General features: G+C 65.8%; 17 protein-coding genes. 3 read left to right on the forward strand and 14 right to left on the reverse strand.

The annotated features are described in order from the left end of the window. Positions 1-7: 7 nt before the first annotated feature. Positions 8-409 carry a holo-ACP synthase gene (gene acpS, locus ABIC94_RS16740; RefSeq protein ID WP_354374126.1) on the forward strand — a complete coding sequence of 134 codons (402 nt, stop codon included), beginning with the start codon at positions 8-10 and terminating at the stop codon, positions 407-409. After that, positions 406-1,509 carry a beta-N-acetylhexosaminidase gene (gene nagZ / locus ABIC94_RS16745; protein WP_354374127.1) on the forward strand — a complete coding sequence of 368 codons (1,104 nt, stop codon included), beginning with the start codon at positions 406-408 and terminating at the stop codon, positions 1,507-1,509. Before acpS ends, nagZ begins: the two co-directional genes overlap by 4 nt. A 7-nt stretch (positions 1,510-1,516) precedes the next feature. Here the strand turns inward: nagZ and ABIC94_RS16750 are convergent, their stop codons facing one another. The 4 genes from ABIC94_RS16750 to ABIC94_RS16765 form a co-directional block, all read right to left on the reverse strand. Next, positions 1,517-2,056 (reverse strand): YgjP-like metallopeptidase domain-containing protein, encoded by a 540-nt coding sequence (locus ABIC94_RS16750; protein ID WP_354374128.1) that lies wholly within the window; start codon positions 2,054-2,056, stop codon positions 1,517-1,519. Then, positions 2,053-3,315 carry an Hsp70 family protein gene (locus ABIC94_RS16755; protein WP_354374129.1) on the reverse strand — a complete coding sequence of 421 codons (1,263 nt, stop codon included), beginning with the start codon at positions 3,313-3,315 and terminating at the stop codon, positions 2,053-2,055. The genes ABIC94_RS16750 and ABIC94_RS16755 overlap by 4 nt, the downstream gene beginning before the upstream one ends. A 2-nt stretch (positions 3,316-3,317) precedes the next feature. Then, entirely contained in the window at positions 3,318-4,880 is a 1,563-nt protein-coding gene (gene lysS / locus ABIC94_RS16760) for a lysine--tRNA ligase (RefSeq protein ID WP_354374130.1), read from the reverse strand. A gap of 123 nt (positions 4,881-5,003) precedes the next feature. Continuing rightward, positions 5,004-5,651: an LON peptidase substrate-binding domain-containing protein gene (locus ABIC94_RS16765; RefSeq protein WP_354374131.1), complete on the reverse strand. Its 648-nt coding sequence runs from the start codon at positions 5,649-5,651 to the stop codon at positions 5,004-5,006. 49 nt (positions 5,652-5,700) lie between these two features. Between ABIC94_RS16765 and ABIC94_RS16770 the strand changes: the two genes are divergently transcribed. Then, entirely contained in the window at positions 5,701-6,258 is a 558-nt protein-coding gene (locus ABIC94_RS16770) for a YggT family protein (RefSeq protein ID WP_354374132.1), read from the forward strand. 22 nt (positions 6,259-6,280) lie between these two features. On the opposite strand, the gene accD is transcribed toward ABIC94_RS16770, so the two are convergent. The 10 genes from accD to leuC form a co-directional block, all read right to left on the reverse strand. Further along, positions 6,281-7,153: an acetyl-CoA carboxylase, carboxyltransferase subunit beta gene (accD, locus tag ABIC94_RS16775; RefSeq protein WP_281149595.1), complete on the reverse strand. Its 873-nt coding sequence runs from the start codon at positions 7,151-7,153 to the stop codon at positions 6,281-6,283. 64 nt (positions 7,154-7,217) lie between these two features. After that, positions 7,218-8,063 carry a tryptophan synthase subunit alpha gene (gene trpA / locus ABIC94_RS16780; RefSeq protein WP_354374133.1) on the reverse strand — a complete coding sequence of 282 codons (846 nt, stop codon included), beginning with the start codon at positions 8,061-8,063 and terminating at the stop codon, positions 7,218-7,220. Beyond that, positions 8,063-9,349 carry a tryptophan synthase subunit beta gene (gene trpB / locus ABIC94_RS16785; RefSeq protein ID WP_354374134.1) on the reverse strand — a complete coding sequence of 429 codons (1,287 nt, stop codon included), beginning with the start codon at positions 9,347-9,349 and terminating at the stop codon, positions 8,063-8,065. Before trpB ends, trpA begins: the two co-directional genes overlap by 1 nt. A 49-nt stretch (positions 9,350-9,398) precedes the next feature. After that, positions 9,399-10,097 (reverse strand): phosphoribosylanthranilate isomerase, encoded by a 699-nt coding sequence (locus ABIC94_RS16790; protein WP_354374135.1) that lies wholly within the window; start codon positions 10,095-10,097, stop codon positions 9,399-9,401. Further along, positions 10,094-10,906: a tRNA pseudouridine(38-40) synthase TruA gene (gene truA / locus ABIC94_RS16795; protein WP_354374136.1), complete on the reverse strand. Its 813-nt coding sequence runs from the start codon at positions 10,904-10,906 to the stop codon at positions 10,094-10,096. The genes ABIC94_RS16790 and truA overlap by 4 nt, the downstream gene beginning before the upstream one ends. 29 nt (positions 10,907-10,935) lie before the next feature. Then, positions 10,936-13,695, reverse strand: coding sequence for a FimV/HubP family polar landmark protein (locus tag ABIC94_RS16800; RefSeq protein WP_436318035.1), 2,760 nt, complete (start codon positions 13,693-13,695; stop codon positions 10,936-10,938). A 224-nt stretch (positions 13,696-13,919) separates the two neighbouring features. Next, a complete protein-coding gene (gene asd / locus ABIC94_RS16805) occupies positions 13,920-15,062 on the reverse strand; it encodes an aspartate-semialdehyde dehydrogenase (protein ID WP_354374138.1) in 1,143 nt (380 codons plus the stop codon). A 92-nt stretch (positions 15,063-15,154) separates the two neighbouring features. After that, the gene (gene leuB / locus ABIC94_RS16810) at positions 15,155-16,243 is read right to left on the reverse strand and encodes a 3-isopropylmalate dehydrogenase (protein WP_258504774.1); all 1,089 of its coding nucleotides are present in this window, start codon (positions 16,241-16,243) and stop codon (positions 15,155-15,157) included. Between the two features lie 51 nt (positions 16,244-16,294). Continuing rightward, complete coding sequence (gene leuD, locus ABIC94_RS16815) at positions 16,295-16,945, reverse strand: 3-isopropylmalate dehydratase small subunit (RefSeq protein WP_354374139.1); 651 nt, start codon at positions 16,943-16,945, stop codon at positions 16,295-16,297. Between the two features lie 21 nt (positions 16,946-16,966). Next, on the reverse strand, positions 16,967-18,388 hold the full coding sequence (gene leuC, locus ABIC94_RS16820) for a 3-isopropylmalate dehydratase large subunit (protein WP_354374140.1): 1,422 nt from the start codon (positions 18,386-18,388) through the stop codon (positions 16,967-16,969). Between the last annotated feature and the right edge of the window lie 29 nt (positions 18,389-18,417).

Here is an 18,417-nt window from a genome sequence, read left to right on the forward strand (position 1 = left end):
CAGCGGCATGATCTACGGCATCGGTACCGACATCTGCGACCTGCGTCGCATCGCCGCCACCTTCGAGCGCCAAGGCGAACGCTTTGCTCGACGGGTGCTGAGCGACAACGAGCTCGCGGTGTGGAAGGCCCGAAGCGAGCGTTGGCCCAAGCGCGGCCTGAGCTATCTCGCCACCCGCTTTTCAGCCAAGGAGGCCTTCAGCAAGGCCATTGGCCTGGGCATGCGCATGCCGATGACCTGGCGGCTGTGCGAGATTGCGAACATGCGCAGCGGCAAGCCCGTCATCGTGCTGCACGGCGAGTTGAAAGAATGGTTCGAGGCCAAGGGTCTCACCGCACACGTGACGGTGACCGACGAAACCGAATACGCCGCGAGTTTTGTCGTGGTCGAATACAAGAACGAGGCATGACCCTGGCAACGACAAGCATTCACGCACCGCTGATCATCGATGTGGCGGGCACGGAACTCAGCGATGCGGATCGCCGCCGCGTGGCCAACCCCTTGGTCGGCGGCGTGATCCATTTCGCCCGCAACTGGCAGGGCCGCGCGCAAATGACCGCGCTCAATGCAGAGTTGAAGGCCATTCGCCCCGATCTGCTGATCTGTGTCGACCACGAAGGCGGCCGCGTGCAGCGGTTTCGCACCGACGGCTTCACGCGCCTGCCCTCGATGCGCGCCCTGGGCGAGCTGTGGATGCGCGATGCCATGCGCGCCACGCAAGCCGCAACGGCGACGGGCCAGGTGCTCGCCGCCGAGCTGCGCGCCTGCGGCATCGACTTCAGTTTTGCGCCGGTGCTCGACCTCGACCACGGCGGCAGCAGCGTGATCGGCGACCGCAGCTTTCACCGCGACCCGCGTGTGGTGGCGCTGCTGGCCAAGAGCGTGATGCACGGCATGCTGCAGATGGGCATGCGCAACTGCGGCAAGCACTTTCCGGGACATGGCTTCGTCACGGCCGATTCGCACGTCGAGATTCCAGTCGACCGCCGCGGCCTAAAGGCCATCCTGGATGACGACGCACGGCCGTTCGACTGGCTGTCGGGCGCGCTCACAGCCGTGATGCCGGCGCACGTGATCTATCCGAAAGTCGATAAAAGGCCTGCGGGCTTTTCGTCCAAATGGCTGAAAGACATCCTGCGCACCCGGCTCGCTTTCGATGGCGCGATCTTCAGCGACGACCTGAGCATGGAGGCGGGCCGCTACATCGGCGGGGAGCTGCTGAGCTATGCCCATGCCGCACTGGCCGCCCTCGATGCAGGTTGCGATCTGGCGATGTTGTGCAACCAGAGCATCGGCGAGGGCCGGCCGCTCGACGAGCTGCTCGATGATTTCGGCGCCGCGGCCAAGGCAGGGCGTTGGCTGCCGGATGCAAAGAGCGAAGCGCGCAGGCGGGCGCTTCTTCCCGATGCACCGCAAGTCGACTGGAATACGCTGACCGATTCGACAAGCTACAGGCAAGCAAGGCAGGTGCTGGCAAAGGCCGGCCTCGCCATGCCGCACAGCGCCTGAGGCCTTGCTACGGCGCCTTGCCCGGAGCCGGATGCGGCAGCGAGTTCGTCCATAAACGCTCACCGCTCGAATCCAGGTGCGTCAGGTACAGCCGGACATCGAATTCCAGCCGGTGGTAGCTGGGCTCCATGTGCTCGCAGAGCGCATAGAAGCTCTTGTCATGGTCCCGCTCCTTCATGTGCGCGAGCTCATGGACCACGATCATGCGCAGCCACTCGAGCGGCACCTCCTTGAACAGGGTCGCCACGCGAATCTCGCGCTTGGTCTTGAGCTTGCTGCCCTGCACGCGTGAAACCGTGGTGTGGGTGCCGAGCGCGTTGCGGATTACATGCAGCTTGCTGTCGAACGCCACCTTGGAGAGCGGCGGCGCCTTGCGCATGAAATCGCTCTTGAGCTCGCTCACATACTCATAGAGCGCACGGTCCGTCTGCATCTCGTGCATGGAACCGGGATAGCGGCTGCGCAGCAACGGCGCGAGCCCCTCGGTCGCGACCAGCTGCTGGACCTGGGCCAGCAGGGTGGGTGGATACCCCGCGAGATATTTCATGCAGCCGATCCGGCGCAGGCGAGCCCTGTCGCCACGCCGCCGAACAGGTCCCCCTCGACGAGGGGCACGCCGGCAAAGCTCTTGCGCAAAGCCTGCTGGAATGGCCGCAAGGCCGAAGAGCCGCCGGTCAGGTAGATCGCGTCGAGATCGCCGCTGCGCAGCCCGGCGCGCTTGACGCAGGCGTGCGCGCAGGCGATCACGCTTTCGAGCAGGGGCGAGAGTTGCTGGCCCATGTCGGCGGTCGAGAGCGACGCGGCCAGACCCGGTTCGGCGCAAGAGAGGTCGATGGCCGTGGCCGCATCGTTCACGGAGGTGTCGATCTTCGCCTGCTCCACCTCGCTGGCAATGCGATGGCCGTGGCGCTCTTCCAGCACCGTCATCAACCGGTCGTGCAGCCGGGTATCGCCGTAGCTCGTGCGCAGGTCTTTCGCCTGCCGCACCGCCTTGGCGGCATACAGCCAGTTGATCAGGTGCCACGACGAGAGCTCGAAGAACACCTTGCTCGGCACTTCGCGCCCCTGCGGCCCCGTGTGGCGAAAGCCGAATTCCGGCATGACGCGGTCGAGGTTCAGCCGCTGGTCGAAGTCGGTGCCGCCGATGTGCACGCCGCTGGTGGCCAGCACGTCGTCGCTGCGGTCTTCGCGTGCCGCGCGGTCAGGGCCGACCCGCACAACGGTGAAGTCGGAGGTGCCGCCGCCTACGTCGACGATCAGCACCAGCGACTCTTTCGTGATGCGCTGCTCGTAGTCGAAGGCCGCTGCAATCGGTTCGAGCTGAAAAGCGATGTCGCGAAACCCCGCCGCGCGGGCCGCGTGGCGCAGGCTTTCTTCCGCGCGTTCGTCGCGCTTGGAATCGTCATCCACGAAGTGAACCGGCCGGCCGATGACGACACGCTCCGGCACCCGGCCGAGTTCGCGCCCCGCCCGCACGGCGAGTTCGCGCAGAAAGCGCGCGATGATGTCCTCGAAGCTCACGAGCCCGTCGTAGATCGCCGTTTTCTCCTGCATCAGCGCGCTGCCGAGCAGGCTCTTCAGCGAACGCATCAGGCGGCCTTCGACGCCCGCAAGATAGAGCGCAACGGCATCGCGGCCGAAATGGGTGGTGCGGTCTTCGGCATTGAAGAAGATCGCGGTCGGCAGCGTGGTGGCCGCACCTTCGATGGGCAGCAGGCGGGCCACGCCGTCGACCCGGCAGGCCACGGCGGAATTGGAGGTGCCGAAGTCGATGCCGATCGTCGGCAGCGACGACGGTAACTTCACGCTCAAGACTCCCTGCGCAGCGCCGGGAACAGGATCACGTCGCGGATGCTTGGCGAATCCGTCAACAGCATCATCAGCCGGTCGATGCCGATGCCGCAGCCGCCGGTGGGCGGCATGCCGTATTCGAGCGCACGCACGAAGTCGTGGTCGTAGAACATGGCTTCGTCGTCGCCGCTGTCCTTGGCGGCCACCTGGGCGTTGAAGCGCGCGGCCTGATCTTCGGCGTCGTTGAGCTCGCTGAAGCCGTTGCCGAATTCGCGGCCGGTGATGTAGAGCTCGAAGCGCTCGGTGACCTCGGGGCGTTCGTCATTGGCGCGGGCCAGCGGCGAGATCTCGGTGGGGTGCTCCATGATGAAGGTGGGCTGCCAGAGCTTCTCTTCCACGGTCTCTTCGAAGTACATCACCTGCAGGCTGGCAAGGCTGCGCTGCGAGAGCTTGTCTTTTTCTTCGCTCAGGCCGATCTTGCGCAGCGCGTTGATGAGCCAGGCGATGTCGTCCACCCCATCACCGGCCTCTGTGTGCTTGAGGATGGCTTCGCGAATCGTCAGGCGCTCGAAGGGCTGGGTCAGGTCGACCGGCTTGCCCTGGTAGGTGAGCTGCTGCGTGCCCACGGCCTTGTCGGCAATGGTGCGGATGAGCGTTTCGGTGAAGTCCATCAGGTCGCGGTAGTTCCAGTAGGCCGCGTAGAACTCCATCATGGTGAACTCGGGGTTGTGCCGCACCGAGATGCCCTCGTTGCGGTAACTCCGGTTGATTTCGAACACACGCTCGAAGCCGCCGACGATCAGGCGCTTGAGGTACAGCTCGGGCGCAATGCGCAGGAACATCTCCTGGTCGAGCGCGTTGTGATGTGTCTTGAAAGGCTTGGCGTTGGCGCCGCCTGGAATCGGGTGCAGCATCGGCGTTTCGACTTCGAGGAAGTCATTGGCCACCATGAACTCGCGCAGCGCGCTCACGGCCTTGCTGCGCGCCGTGAAGCGCACGCGTGCGGATTCGTCGGTGATCAGGTCGACGTAGCGCTGGCGGTACTTCTGCTCCTGGTCGGCCATGCCATAGAAGTCACCAGGCAGTGGGCGCAGGCTCTTGGTGAGCAGGCGCAGCCTGGTCACCTTGACCGACAGTTCGCCGGTCTTGGTCTTCATCAGCGTGCCTTCGGCGCCGAGGATGTCGCCGAGGTCCCAGCGCTTGAATTCGGCGTAGATATCCTCGCCGACCGCATCACGGGTGACGTAGAGCTGAATGCGACCGGTGGCGTCCTGCAGGGTCGCGAAGCTGGCCTTGCCCATCACGCGCTTGAGCATCATGCGGCCCGCCACGCTCACGGAAACGGCCTGCGCTTCGAGTGTTTCGGCTTCGGTGGCACTGTGCGCCTCGCTCAGCGCAGCCGCGCGGTGACCCGGCTTGAAGTCGTTCGGAAACGCGACGCCCTTGCCTTCGGCCTGCGCGGTGCGCAGCAGCTTGAGTTTTTCGCGGCGTTCGGCGATGAGCTTGTTGTCGTCGACGGCAGGCGCGGAGGCTGGAACCGCGTCGGGCGTGGGAATGGAAGGGATCAGGTGGTCGGACATGAAGAGCGGAGGAGGGCGCAACGGGAGCATGCGCAACCCGCCATTTTAGCTGATCGGGTTCGAATGGAACCGGCCTCCAGTGCCCGCCAATCCTGTGCGATACGCTATGAAAAAAGTAGCGACCTATTCAGTGATACCCGCACGTGCCAGCAAATCGCTGACCAGTTCGAGTCGCATCAGGGGGCTGTCGAGCTCCATGAGCCGTTGCCGGAGTTCGAGTTGCATGGGCACCAGTTCGCACCAACGGTTGGCGACCCAGCCGCAATCGTTGAACTGATAGGGCTCGCCGATGGGCAGGCGCACTGTTTCCGCGCCCTGCGCGCGGCGGCGTTCTTCGAGCGTGTCGACCAGGCGCCGGAGTGCCGTGGCGGTGTGCTGGAGGTCGTCGGGAATTTCGAGTGCGGTGTCTGCGACAACGGCTTCCACCTCGGCCACCCACAAACCGTATTTCTGCAGCTCGGTATGGCGAACCCGGAACCGCTGGGTGCCGACGCATTCGATCTGGAGCAGGCCGCTTTGCGGTGAATCGAATTCGCGAATGACGGCCAGCGTGCCGATGGCCGCAAAGCTTTCCGCCTCGGCGCCGGCTTTGCGCACCTCGCTGCCGCTCGTGAGGCTGACCACGCCGAACGGCGCATCGGCCTTGCGGCATTTGCCGACCATGTCGAGATAACGTACTTCGAAAATACGCAGGGGAAGCACGCCGCCCGGGAACAGAACCGTACCGAGCGGGAACAATGGCAGTGAATGCAGAAGGGGCTGTGTCGTCATCGAAGAACCTTGCATGGCTATCATCGCATTCCGCTCACGACCCTGCCCCATGCTCTACCAGATCCCCTCGTTTCTTCTCGACGTGATCGTCGGCCTGCTCGGCGGCGCCTGCCTGCTGCGCCTTTACATGCAGTACCACCGGGTGCCGTTCGGCAATCCGCTCGGGCGCTTCGTGTTCGCGATTACCGACTGGATCGTGCTGCCGCTGCGCCGCATCGTGCCGTCGGTCAAGCGCTGGGACCTGGCGAGCGCGATCGCGGCCTGGCTGCTGGTGATCGTGAAGTTCCTGCTGCTGTGGCTGCTGATCGGCAACCTGGGGCGTATTGCCGCCTTGCCGCTGGTCTCACTGGTGGGGCTGCTGCAGCTCGCAGTGTCGGGCCTCACCGCGCTGCTGGTGGTCTATGCCGTGCTGTCGTGGATACCGGGGGCATCGCCGATGCTGCTCGACCTCATCTCGCGATTGGCCGAGCCACTGGTGCGGCCCTTTCGGCGCTTCATTCCGCTGATTGGCGGCGTGGACCTGTCGCCCCTGGCCGCCATCGTGGTGCTGCAGGTGATTGCCATCGTGCTGGGCAACCTGCTGGTCTGGGCCTACCGGCTGGGCTGAGGCCCTTCCGGCAGGATCCTTGTCAGATGACCGCGTCGGCGGGCTGACGCAGCAGCATCGCCAGCGTGCTCGCAATGGTCTTGCGCAGCTCGCGGCGGTCGCTGATGAAGTCGATGGCGCCCTTGGTCTGAAGGAACTCGGCGCGCTGGAAGCCTTCGGGCAGCGTGACGCGCACGGTCGATTCGATCACGCGCGGGCCGGCAAAGCCGATGAGCGCCTTGGGCTCCGCAATGACCACATCGCCCACGAAAGCGAAGCCGGCCGAAACGCCGCCCATGGTCGGGTCGGTCAGCACGCTGATGTAGGGCAGGCCCTTTTTCGCGAGACGCGTGAGCGCCGCGTTGGTCTTGGCCATCTGCATCAGCGAAAGCAGGCCTTCCTGCATGCGCGCACCGCCGGTGGCGGTAAAACAGATGAACGGCACCTTCTGCTCGATGGCCGTTTCGACGCCGCGCACGAAGCGCTCGCCGACGACGCTGCCCATGCTGCCGCCCATGAACTCGAATTCGAAGCAGGCCACGACCACGCTGATGCTGTGGACCGAGCCGCCCATGACGACCAGGGCATCGGTTTCGCCGGTGTTCTCGAGCGCTTCCTTGAGCCGCTCGGGGTAACGGCGGCTGTCCTTGAACTTCAGCGCGTCGACGGGGAGCACTTCCTGGCCGACTTCGTAGCGGCCTTCGGCGTCGAGGAAGGCGTCGAGCCGTGCGCGGGCGCCGATGCGATGGTGGTGGCTGCAGCTCGGGCAGACATTCTGGTTGTGCTCGAGATCGGTCTTGTAGAGAACGGTCTCGCAGGCGGGGCATTTGATCCACAGGCCCTCGGGCACCTGGCGGCGCTCCGACGGGTCGGTTTGTGCGATCTTGGCGGGTAGCAGTTTTTCAAGCCAGCTCATAGGACTCCGAATTAGCTCCCCTCTTCCGCAATGCGGAAAAGGGGCTGGGTGAGGGCAACGGCGATTATCGGCCAGCCGCGTTCTTGGGGGTAGCTGCCGGCAGGGCGTCGAGCGCCTCGCGGATTTCGGCAAGAAATTCGCGCACCGCGGGCACGACCTTTTCGCGCGGCTGGCCGTCGATCAACTGGATGATCTTGGTGCCGATCACGACCGCATCGGCCGCCGATCCCACAGCCTGGGCCGTGCGCGCATCGCGGATGCCGAAGCCCACGCCGACGGGGATGTTCACGTGCTCGCGGATGCGCGGAATCATCTGGCCGACGGCTTCGGTGTCGAGGTGGCCCGCGCCCGTCACGCCCTTGAGCGAGACGTAGTAGACATAGCCGCTTGCGATGCGCGCGACCTGGGCCATGCGCTCATTGGTGCTGGTAGGCGCCAGCAGGAAGATCAGGTCGATGTTCGCAGCTTTGAGCTCCGCGGCGAAGTCTTCGCATTCCTCGGGCGGGTAGTCGACCACCAGGAGGCCGTCGACGCCGGCGGCCGATGCATCGCGGATGAACGCCTTCTTGCCGTGCACAAGGTCATACCGCTCGACCGGGTTGGCGTAGCCCATCAGCACCACGGGCGTGGCCGCGTCCTTCTGGCGGAAGGTGGCCACGATGGCGAGCACCTGCTTCATGCCGATGCCCAGGGCCAGCGCCGCTTCACCGGCTTTCTGGATCACCGGGCCGTCGGCCATCGGGTCGGAGAACGGCACGCCGAGCTCGATCACGTCGGCGCCCGCCTCGACCATGCCGTGCATCAGCTCGGGCGTGATGTCGGCAAAGGGAAAGCCGGCAGTGACGTAAGGAATCAGCGCACGGCGACCGTCTTTTTTCAGCGCGTCGAAGGTGGCGGCAATGCGGCTCATCACTTGCCTCCCTTCACGCTCAGGCCGCGCATCGAGGGCCGATCGTAGAAGTCGACGCCCGACAGGTCGGCCACGGTGCCGATGTCCTTGTCGCCGCGGCCTGAGAGGTTCACCAGGATCGACTGGTCCGGCCGCATGGTCTTGGCGAGCTTCATGGCATAGGCCACGGCGTGGCTCGATTCGAGGGCCGGAATGATGCCCTCGGTGCGGCACAGGTAGTGGAAGGCTTCGAGCGCTTCGGTGTCGGTAATGCCCACGTATTCCGCGCGGCCGATGTCGGCCAGGTACGCGTGCTCCGGGCCCACGCCCGGGTAGTCGAGACCGGCGCTGATGCTGTGGGTTTCGGTGATCTGGCCGTCTTCGTTCTGCAGCAGGTAGGTGCGGTTGCCGTGCAGCACGCCCGGGCTGCCGCGCAGGATCGACGCGGCGTGTTTGCCGCTGTCCAGCCCTTCGCCGGCCGCTTCGACGCCGATGAGCCGGGTGCCGGCAAACGGAATGTAGGGGTGGAAGATGCCGATCGCATTGCTGCCGCCACCCACGCAGGCGACCACCACGTCGGGCTGCTTGCCCTCGGCCTCTCCGGTAATGCCGTCGGCCGCGAGCATTGCGGGCATCTGGTCGATGCACTCGGTGCCGATCACGCTCTGGAAATCGCGCACCATCGTCGGGTAGGGGTGCGGGCCGGCCACGGTGCCGATGATGTAGAAGGTGTTTTCCACGTTGGTCACCCAGTCGCGCATGGCCTCGTTGAGCGCGTCCTTCAGCGTCTTGCTGCCCGACTCCACCGGCACCACTGTCGCGCCGAGCAGGTTCATGCGGTAGACGTTGGGGCTCTGGCGCTTCACGTCCTGGCTGCCCATGTAGACCACGCATTCGAGGCCGTAGCGCGCACAGATGGTGGCGGTGGCCACGCCGTGCTGGCCCGCGCCGGTTTCGGCGATGACGCGGGGCTTGCCCATGCGTCGCGCGAGCATCGCCTGGCCGATCACGTTGTTGATCTTGTGCGCGCCGGTGTGGTTGAGGTCTTCGCGCTTCAGGTAGATCTGCGCGCCGCCCATCTCACGGCTGGTGCGGGCCGCGTGGTAGATCGGGGAGGGCCGGCCGACGAAGTGCTTCAGCTCGTAGTGAAATTCGGCAAGAAACGCCGGATCGTCCTTGAACCTGGCGTACGCATCGCGCAGCTCATTGATCGCGTGGGTGAGCGTTTCGCTCGCGAAGGTGCCGCCGTAGTTGCCGAAATGGCCGGTGGCGTCGGGTTGCTGGTAGTCCTGGAATTGGCTTTGCATGGTTCTCGATCGTTGGGCCGCAGCCCGAAATCACGATCGGGTGCGGCGGCTAACTGGAGAAGGACGAGGCGTCCGCCGCTCTCACGGCGGCGACGAATTGCCGGATTTTTTCGGCGTCCTTCAGGCCCTTGTTTCCCGGGCCGTCGATTTCGACGCCCGAGCTCACATCAACGGACAGCGACTTGCAGCGCGTCCGCAGGATGCGAATGCCATCGCTCACGTTTGCAGGTGTGAGCCCACCACTCAAGACGAGGTGAGCGTCGACGGCGGGTGGAAGAAGTGACCAATCGAATGCCTTGCCGCCACCACCATAACCTTCGACATGGGCGTCGAGCAGGATGGCCTGGGCGTGAGAGTAATTGGAAGCGTATTTTACGAGGTCGAAGCCCGCTCCGGCAGCCCCCAGCGGAATACGGGCGGCTCGCATGTAGCGAAAGCGGCCCTGGCCGGCGGCTTCTTCGCATTGTTCCGGCGTTTCCTCGCCGTGAAACTGCGCGATCGATCCTCTCACGCGTGCGAGAGACGCTGCGACTTCAGGAGCAGCCTCGTTGACGAACAGCAGCACCGGCGTGATGAAAGGGGGGAGGCGCAAAGCCAGTTCCGCGGCGCGAGCGGCCGTTACGGCGCGCGGGCTCTTGGGATAGAGCACGAAGCCGACCGCATCGGCGCCCGCCTCGATCGCGGCATCCACGTCGGCCTCGCGCGTGAGGCCGCAGATCTTGATTCGGGTGCGGGGAGCGGCAGTCATGGCGGCCCATCATAAGGAGCGCCGCCGGCCTGCAGCGTGGCCTCGGCCGGCAGACCCCACTTGGCGTCGTACAACGGTCCTAGAAAGTACAGCCCGTGGGCGGAGAAGGTGGGGGCCGCTACCTCGCGGCTGCGAGCCTCGAGCACCTCGGTGATCCATTCGGGCCGCTCGTCGCCGCGCCCGATGCGCACCAGGCAGCCCATCAGGTTGCGGATCATGTGGTGCAGGAAGGCATCGGCCTCGAACTCGAAGTGCCAGCGGCAACGCTCGCCTTCGCCGTGGCGCGTGATCTCGATGCGCCGCAGGTCCTTCACCGGCGAGCGCGCCTGGCAGGCCGAGGCGCGAAAAGAGCTGAAATCGTGCCGGCCCACCAGCAGGGCGGCGGCGGCGCGCATCGCATCGCCGTCGAGCGCATGCATCGACCAGCCGACCCGGCCCGAATCGAGGCTGGGCCGCACCGGCGACTGCGACAGCACGTAGAGGTAGCGGCGGGCCAGTGCGCTGGCGCGGCAATGGAATTCGTCGGGCACCGGGTGTGCCCACTGCACGGCGATGTCGTCGGGCAGGTAGCGGTTGGTGCCGCGCATCCAGGAGAAGGGTTCGCGTTCGACGTCGGTGTCGAAGTGCACCACCTGCATCAGTGCGTGCACGCCGGCGTCGGTACGGCCGGCGCACAGCGTGCCGATGGGCTGTGCGGCGAACTTGGCGAGCGCGGCTTCCAGCTTGTCCTGAACCGTGCGGCCCGAGCGCTGGCTCTGCCAGCCCTCGTACGCCTGGCCGTTGTAGCGGATGCCTAGCGCCAGCCTCACGAATTCAGAAAACGGGGGAAAGCAGCCGCTCAGCGCAGCTCGGCGAGCAGTTGCCTTGCCTGCGACTTGAGGTCGCCGGCGCTTTCAGCTTCGACTTCCTCGACCAGCGAGCGGGCGCCTTCGACGTCGCCGATGGCCTGCAGTTCGCGCGCCAGCGACAGCTTGACTGCGTGGGGGCTGTCGTCACCGTCGTCTTCCGGCATGGCCGCAGCAGGCCGGGCCGCTTCGGCGGTGCCGGCCACCGGACGGGTGGGAAGGCCGGCCAGTGCGCTCATGTCGAATTCGATAAAACCCGAATCCGCGGGAAGGCTGGCACTGCGCAGGGCCGCCGGACGGGTGTTGTCGTCGGTTTCGTTCGGCGCAGCGGGGCGAGTCGTGATCGGCGACAGAGCTCCGGGTGCGGTGTCGAAGTCGTTTTCCAGGTCGACCGGCGCCGGTGCGTGCGCATGGCCGTTGCTCAAGGGCGCGGTTGCGGCGGGTGCGTAGGTGGCCTTCGGCAGGCTGGCGCTCACCGGAGCGGGGCTCGGTGCGAGGGCCGCGGGCTGGCTCAGGTCGAGGTCGAAGTCCAGCGGTGCGACCGAGGGCATGAAGGCGGGTGCGGCGACAGCAGCCGCCACGGGGGCGGGCGCTGGGGCCGGGGGAACCGCGGCAGCGGGCTTGGCCGCGGTGGCAAGGGCGCCCGCAAAAGCGGCGCTTTCGGCCTGGCTCACGCCGCTCCGGGTCGTGCCCGATTCGTACAGCGGATTGCCCGGATCGAGGTCCTTGCCCATTTCGACCACGCGGTTCCAGTCGGAACCGGCGCCGTTGGTCAGCTTGTGCACTTCGGTCGCAAGGCCTTCATAGGCCCGGACGTCGCGTCGCTTGGCGTGGATTTCGAGCAGCTTGAGGTGAATGGCCGTGCGGTCCGGATTCACGCGCAGGGCTTCGCGAAGGATTTCCTCGGCTTGCAGGTCGCGGCCATAGGCGAGGTACACGTCGGCTTCGGCCACGGGGTCGACATCGCCCGCGTCGAGCTGGCTCGGCGAGTACGACAGCGACGAGACGGTGGAATCGCCGCGGTGCTTGGTGTCGACCGATTCGCCGCCGCTGGCGCCGAAGAACGAGTCTTTCGGGATGCGGCTTTCGAGGAACACGCTTTCGCTCATTTCCTCGCGCCGGCGGCCCAGCACGCGGTAAAGCAGGAAGCCGATCAGCAATGCGATCAACGCCGCACCGGCCAGCATCAGCGGGTTGTCCATCAATTCGTCGAAGAAGCTGCGTTCGACGGGCGGCGGCGGCGGGGCTGCCTTCACCACCGGCTTGGGTGCCGGCGCGGGGGCTGCGGCACTTGCTGCCGCCGCGGGAGCGCCCGGCATCGTTTCAGCCGATGCCGCGGCGTCTGGTGCTGCAGCGGTGGTGGGAGCGGCAGCGGGCGTGACTGCCGCCGCGGGTGCGGCAGCTTCTGCCGGTGCCGAAGCGCTGGGCGTTGCGGCAGGCGTTGCAGCTGGTGCGACAGGCGCGGCAGGAGCCACAGGTGCCGCCGCGGCGGGCGCGGGCGCAGCCGGTGCCGGGCTGACCGCCGTCGGCGAAGCCGTGGCCGCCACGCCCGGGTTGGGGACCGGGATGCCAGGAGCGGTCGGCGCGGGTGCCGAGCCAGCGGCGGGGGCCGCAGAACCGGTGGCCGCCTTGAGCTTGGCCAGTTCGTTGATGTTCTTCGAAAGCTCCGCAACGCGGTTGTTGCTCTCCTGCGCCTGGCGGGTTTGAGCAACCTTCTCGTCGGCGGCGCGAGCGGCCGCACTGCCTTGCGAGATCGTCAGCTTGTCGGGTGCGCTGGCCGTTGCATTGCGATCTTCGACATTGGCTTGCACCTTGCCCGAGGCGTTGCGGCCGGCAGCGGCCACATTCGCGGTGGGCGCGTTCTCGGCCAGACGCTGGCGGTAGGCACCGAAGTCGCGGCTTTGCGCGGTCACGGTGCGTCGTGCTTCCGCGGGCGGAATGGCGCCGGCTTCGGCGGCACCCGGCAAATCGAGCACTGCGCCGGCCTTCATGCGATTGACGTTGCCGCCAATGAAAGCATCGGGGTTGGCCAGCAAAAGCGCCACCAGCATCTGGTCGAGCGATATGTCGGCGGGCTTGTGGGCGCCGGCGATCTTGCTGGCGGTATCGCCGCGCTGCACCGTGACTTGTTCGCCGCCGCCTGCCGGACGAGCCGGCGCCGCAGAGCTGGGGGCTTGCGGTGCCGCGGTTGCAGGCGCCGGAGCGGCTGCAGGTGGAACGGTGACGGGAGCCACAGGTGCGCGTTCGCGGCGTGCGCGAGCGGCAGCCGAACCCGAACGTTCCGCGGGAGGCGTGCTGACCTGCGGCGTGGAAGGCGAAATCGGCGCGCTGGGCGCCGCTTGGCGGGTCACCGGCGGATCGAGCAGCACTGTGTAGTCGCGCACCATGCGGCCGGACGAACCGTTGGCTTCGAGCAGCAGGTCGACGAAGGGATCGTTGAGCGGACGCGTGCCGGTCAAGCGCACCACGTACTGGCCGCCGGCGCGGCGCTGCAGCGTTGCCTTGACGTCGCTCAATGCGGCGTTGTACGGAACGCCCGCGTTCTTGAACGCATCCGCACTGGCAACGTTGATCTTCAGGCTTTCCGCTTCGGCAGCCGCCATTTCCGTGACGTCGATTTCAGCGCGAAGGGGTTCCCCCAGTGCGGATTGCACCTTCAATTGGCCGAGCGCGAAGGCGCTGGCATCGGTGCTTGCAACACCCATGGCCACCGCCACGGCGGCGCCAAGAACGGAAAGGCGAAGGCCTTTCAAAGGCAGAGAAGGGCGAGCGGCCGATGGGCGGGCCGCGGGCAACAGATGTCTTGTCATGCTGATAGGGGCGGCTCAGGCCCAGAAATTGTAAGAGGACGTTAGCACCAACACCGGGTACTGACAAGGCGCTGCGCCTGTTCTACCCAGTACGCGCATACTTACGCACACATCTTCTGTTGCTTTGAGGCAACATTCGGGGCCAACGGTGAGCCTATATGGCCCCATCAAGCCTCGAGCAAGATGCGCAGCATGCGGCGCAGCGGTTCGGCAGCGCCCCACAACAGCTGGTCGCCGATGGTGAAAGCGCCGACATATTCAGGGCCCATCGCAAGCTTGCGGATGCGCCCCACGGGGATGCCCATGGTGCCCGTCACGGCCACCGGGGTCAGGTCCTTGAGGGTGGCCTCGCGGGTGTTCGGAACCACCTTCGCCCACTGGTTGTCGGCCGCGATCATGGCTTCGATGTCCGCCAGCGGCACGTCCTTCTTGAGCTTGAAGGTCAGCGCCTGGCTGTGGCAGCGCATCGCGCCGATGCGCACGCAGAAGCCGTCGACCGGCACGGCGGCGGTGCCGAAGCCCGCACCCTGGCCGAGAATCTTGTTGGTTTCCGCGCCGGCCTTCCATTCTTCCTTGGACATGCCGTCGCCCAGGTCCTTGTCGATCCAGGGGATGAGCGAGCCGCCCAGCGGGGCGCCGAAGTTGGCCGTTTCAGCGGCACTCAGGTTCTGCTGCTTGTGCAGCACCTTGCGGTCGATTTCAAGGATGGCGGACTTCGGGTCGTCCAGCAGGGCGCGCACCTCGGTATTGAGGGTGCCGAACTGCGTCAGCAGCTCGCGCATATGCTGCGCGCCGCCGCCCGAAGCAGCCTGATAGGTCATGCTGGTCATCCACTCGACCAGGCCGGCCTTGTAGAGGGCGCCCACGCCCATGAGCATGCAACTCACGGTGCAGTTGCCGCCGATCCAGTTCTTGCCGCCGTTGGTGAGCGCGTTCTGGATGACCGGCAGATTGACCGGGTCGAGCACGATGACGGCGTCGTCCTGCATGCGCAGGGTGGAAGCGGCGTCGATCCAGTGGCCGCTCCAGCCGGCGGCGCGCAGCTTGGGGAACACCTCGCTGGTGTAGTCGCCGCCCTGGCAGGTGATGATGATGTCGCACTTCTTCAGTGCGTCGATGTCGTTCGCATCCTTCAGCGCGGTTTCGTTCTTCGCCATCGCCGGGGCCTTGCCGCCGGCGTTGGAGGTCGAGAAGAACAGCGGCTCGATGAGCCCGAAGTCGCCTTCGGCCTGCATGCGGTCCATCAGGACCGAGCCGACCATGCCGCGCCAGCCTACGAGGCCGACCAGAGGTTGAGATGCGTTCGCCATTTCAGTTTGCCCTATTAAAAGAAAGAAAAAAGTGGTCTTTTCTTGCCCCCGACTCGTCGAGCCGGGGAGGGGCGTGACGAAGCGGGCTGCGGTTAGCCGGTAATCGTCTTTTTGGTGATTGCTGCAACGACCGCGTCGCCCATCTCACGGGTGCCGACGCGCTTCGTACCTTCTGACCAGATGTCACCCGTGCGCAGCCCGGAGGCGAGCACATGCTTGACCGCCGACTCGATACGGTCGGCAGCTTCGGCTTGGTTGAGTGAAAAGCGGAGCATCATGGCAGCGGACAGTATTGTAGCCAATGGATTGGCAACCCCTTTGCCGGCGATGTCGGGGGCGCTGCCGTGGCTGGGTTCATACAGGCCCTGGTTGCTCGAATTGAGCGATGCCGAGGGCAGCATGCCGATGGAGCCGGTAAGCATGGCGGCCTCGTCCGAGAGGATGTCGCCGAACATGTTGCCGGTGACGATCACGTCGAATTTCTTGGGCGCCTTCACGAGCTGCATGGCCGCGTTGTCGACGTACATGTGGTCGAGTTCGATGTCCGGATAGTCCTTGTGCACCTCGGTCACGACGTCTTTCCAGAACTGGAAGGTCTCGAGCACGTTGGCCTTGTCGACGCTGGTCACGCGCTTGTTGCGCTTGCGGGCGGCTTCGAAGGCCACGCGGGCGATGCGCTCGACCTCGGGGCGCGAATAGCGCATCGTGTCGAAGGCTTCTTCGGCGCCCGGAAAGTGCCCGTCGACAGCCGTGCGGCGGCCGCGCGGCTGGCCAAAGTAGATGTCGCCTGTCAGCTCGCGGATGATGAGGATGTCCAGGCCCGCGATGAGTTCGGGCTTCAGGCTCGATGCGTCCACCAGTTGCTCGTAGCAGATGGCCGGGCGGAAATTGGCGAACAGGCCGAGGTTCTTGCGCAGGCCAAGAATGGCCTGCTCGGGGCGCAGCGGGCGGTCGAGCTTGTCGTACTTCCAGTCGCCGACCGCGCCGAACAGCACCGCGTCAGCTTCCTTCGCCAGCTTGAGCGTCGATTCGGGGAGCGGATGGCCGTGTGCCTCGTAGGCCGCACCGCCGACCAGCGCAGTTTCCATTTCGAACGAGAGGTCGAGCGCGTCGAGCACGCGGATGGCCTCGGCCACGATTTCGGTGCCGATGCCGTCACCCGGGAGAACTGCAATTTTCATGATGCTTTGGTCTGAGGTTTGAATACGGAAATGCAAATGCCGATCAGGCGATCAAGCAATCATCGAGTGCGCGAGCCAGGGCTTCTGCGCCAGGCGCTCGGCCTCGAAGGCCTTGATCTTGTCCTTGTGGCGCAGCGTCAGGCCGATGTCGTCCAGCCCGTTGATCAGGCAGTACTTGCGGAAGGCCTGCACGTCGAAGGCGAACTCGCCGCCGTCGGGCTTCACCACCACCTGGCGCTCCAGGTCGATGGTCAGCGTGTAGCCGGGGAAGGCAAGGGTCTCGTCGAACAGCTGCGCGACTTGCGCTTCGGGCAGCACGATCGGCAGCAGGCCGTTCTTGAAGCTGTTGTTGAAGAAGATGTCGGCATAGCTCGGCGCAATGATCGCCCGAAAGCCGTACTGGTCGAGCGCCCACGGCGCATGCTCGCGCGACGAACCGCAGCCGAAGTTCTTGCGTGCCAGCAGCACGGAGGCACCCGCGTAGCGCGGCTGGTTCAGCACGAAGTCGGGGTTCGGCTTGCGGCTGGCCGGGTCCTGGCCCGGAAAGCCGGCGTCGAGATAGCGCCATTCGTCGAACAGGTTCTGGCCGAAGCCGGTCTTGCGGATCGACTTCAGAAACTGCTTCGGAATGATCGCGTCGGTGTCGACGTTCTCGCGGTCCATCGGAGCCACGAGACCCTTGTGCACGGTGAATTTCTGCATGTGAATCTCTCTTCTCTCTGTTCAGGCGAAGGTGCGCACGTCGACGAAGTGGCCGTGCACCGCAGCGGCGGCGGCCATGGCCGGGCTCACGAGGTGGGTACGGCCGCCGGCGCCCTGGCGGCCTTCGAAGTTGCGGTTGCTGGTCGATGCGCAGCGCTCGCCGGGTTCCAGCCGGTCGGCGTTCATGGCCAGGCACATCGAGCATCCGGGCTCGCGCCATTCGAAGCCCGCGGCCTTGAAGATCACATCGAGGCCTTCGCGCTCGGCCTGTTCCTTCACCACGCCCGAGCCCGGGACCACCAGGGCGAGCTTCACGTTCTTCGCGACCTTCTGGCCGAGTTTCTTCACCACGGCGGCGGCTTCGCGCATGTCCTCGATGCGGCTGTTGGTGCACGAACCGATGAACACCTTGTCGACGAAGATGTCGTTGATCGCCTTGTTCGGCTCCAGGCCCATGTAGACCAGCGCGCGCTCGATGGCGCCGCGCTTGCTGGCGTCTTTTTCCTTCTCGGGATCGGGCACGCGGCCGTTGATGTCGACCACCATCTCGGGCGAGGTGCCCCAGGTGACCTGCGGCTGGATTTGCGTCGCGTCGAGCTCGACCACAGCGTCGAACTTCGCGCCGGGGTCCGACTGCAGCGTGCGCCAGTAGCTCACGGCCTGGTCCCATTCCACCCCCGTGGGTGCGAGCGGGCGGCCCTTCACGTAGCTGATGGTCTTTTCGTCGACCGCCACCAGCCCCGCTCGCGCGCCGGCCTCGATGGCCATGTTGCAGACCGTCATGCGGCCTTCCATGCTCAGGTCGCGAATGGCCGAGCCCGCGAATTCGATGGTGTAGCCCGTGCCGCCGGCGGTGCCGATCTTGCCGATGATGGCCAGCACGATGTCCTTGGCGGTGCAGCCGAGCGGCAGCTTGCCCTCGACCTTCACGAGCATGTTCTTCGCCTTCTTGCCGAGCAGCGTTTGCGTGGCCATGACGTGCTCGACCTCGCTGGTGCCGATGCCGTGCGCCAGCGCGCCGAACGCGCCGTGCGTGGAGGTGTGCGAGTCGCCGCAGACCACGGTCATGCCTGGCAGCGTGGCGCCCGACTCGGGGCCGATCACGTGCACGATGCCTTGGCGCTTGCTCAGGAACGGAAAGAACGCTGCGGCGCCGAATTCGGCGATGTTCTTGTCCAGCGTGGTGACCTGTTCCTTGCTGGTCGGATCGGCAATGCCTTCGTAGCCGAGTTCCCAGCCGGTGGTCGGCGTGTTGTGGTCTGCCGTGGCCACCACCGAGCTGATGCGCCACAGCTTGCGGCCGGCCTCGCGCAGACCCTCGAAGGCCTGCGGGCTGGTGACCTCGTGCACCAGGTGGCGGTCGATGTAGAGGATGGCGGTGCCGTCGTCCTCGGTGTGGACGACGTGTTCGTCCCAGATCTTGTCGTAGAGCGTGCGTGCCATGTCGGTCTCTGTCTTTCGTGGGGAGGTGA

Origin of the sequence: Variovorax paradoxus, from assembly GCF_040544635.1 — a bacterium.
Lineage (GTDB): Bacteria > Pseudomonadota > Gammaproteobacteria > Burkholderiales > Burkholderiaceae_C > Variovorax > Variovorax paradoxus_R.

What these genes read in the sequence shown, in the direction of transcription:
- nagZ (WP_354374127.1), top strand. Translation starts at nt 406, where the DNA reads ATGACCCTGGCAACGACAAGCATTCACGCACCGCTGATCATCGATGTG.
- ABIC94_RS16790 (WP_354374135.1), bottom strand. Translation starts at nt 10,097, where the DNA reads ATGACTGCCGCTCCCCGCACCCGAATCAAGATCTGCGGCCTCACGCGC.
- leuB (WP_258504774.1), bottom strand. Translation starts at nt 16,243, where the DNA reads ATGAAAATTGCAGTTCTCCCGGGTGACGGCATCGGCACCGAAATCGTG.
- ABIC94_RS16750 (WP_354374128.1), bottom strand. Translation starts at nt 2,056, where the DNA reads ATGAAATATCTCGCGGGGTATCCACCCACCCTGCTGGCCCAGGTCCAG.
- lysS (WP_354374130.1), bottom strand. Translation starts at nt 4,880, where the DNA reads ATGTCCGACCACCTGATCCCTTCCATTCCCACGCCCGACGCGGTTCCA.
- asd (WP_354374138.1), bottom strand. Translation starts at nt 15,062, where the DNA reads ATGGCGAACGCATCTCAACCTCTGGTCGGCCTCGTAGGCTGGCGCGGC.
- accD (WP_281149595.1), bottom strand. Translation starts at nt 7,153, where the DNA reads ATGAGCTGGCTTGAAAAACTGCTACCCGCCAAGATCGCACAAACCGAC.
- ABIC94_RS16765 (WP_354374131.1), bottom strand. Translation starts at nt 5,651, where the DNA reads ATGACGACACAGCCCCTTCTGCATTCACTGCCATTGTTCCCGCTCGGT.
- acpS (WP_354374126.1), top strand. Translation starts at nt 8, where the DNA reads ATGATCTACGGCATCGGTACCGACATCTGCGACCTGCGTCGCATCGCC.
- trpA (WP_354374133.1), bottom strand. Translation starts at nt 8,063, where the DNA reads ATGAGCCGCATTGCCGCCACCTTCGACGCGCTGAAAAAAGACGGTCGC.
- ABIC94_RS16770 (WP_354374132.1), top strand. Translation starts at nt 5,701, where the DNA reads ATGCTCTACCAGATCCCCTCGTTTCTTCTCGACGTGATCGTCGGCCTG.
- trpB (WP_354374134.1), bottom strand. Translation starts at nt 9,349, where the DNA reads ATGCAAAGCCAATTCCAGGACTACCAGCAACCCGACGCCACCGGCCAT.
- leuD (WP_354374139.1), bottom strand. Translation starts at nt 16,945, where the DNA reads ATGCAGAAATTCACCGTGCACAAGGGTCTCGTGGCTCCGATGGACCGC.
- leuC (WP_354374140.1), bottom strand. Translation starts at nt 18,388, where the DNA reads ATGGCACGCACGCTCTACGACAAGATCTGGGACGAACACGTCGTCCAC.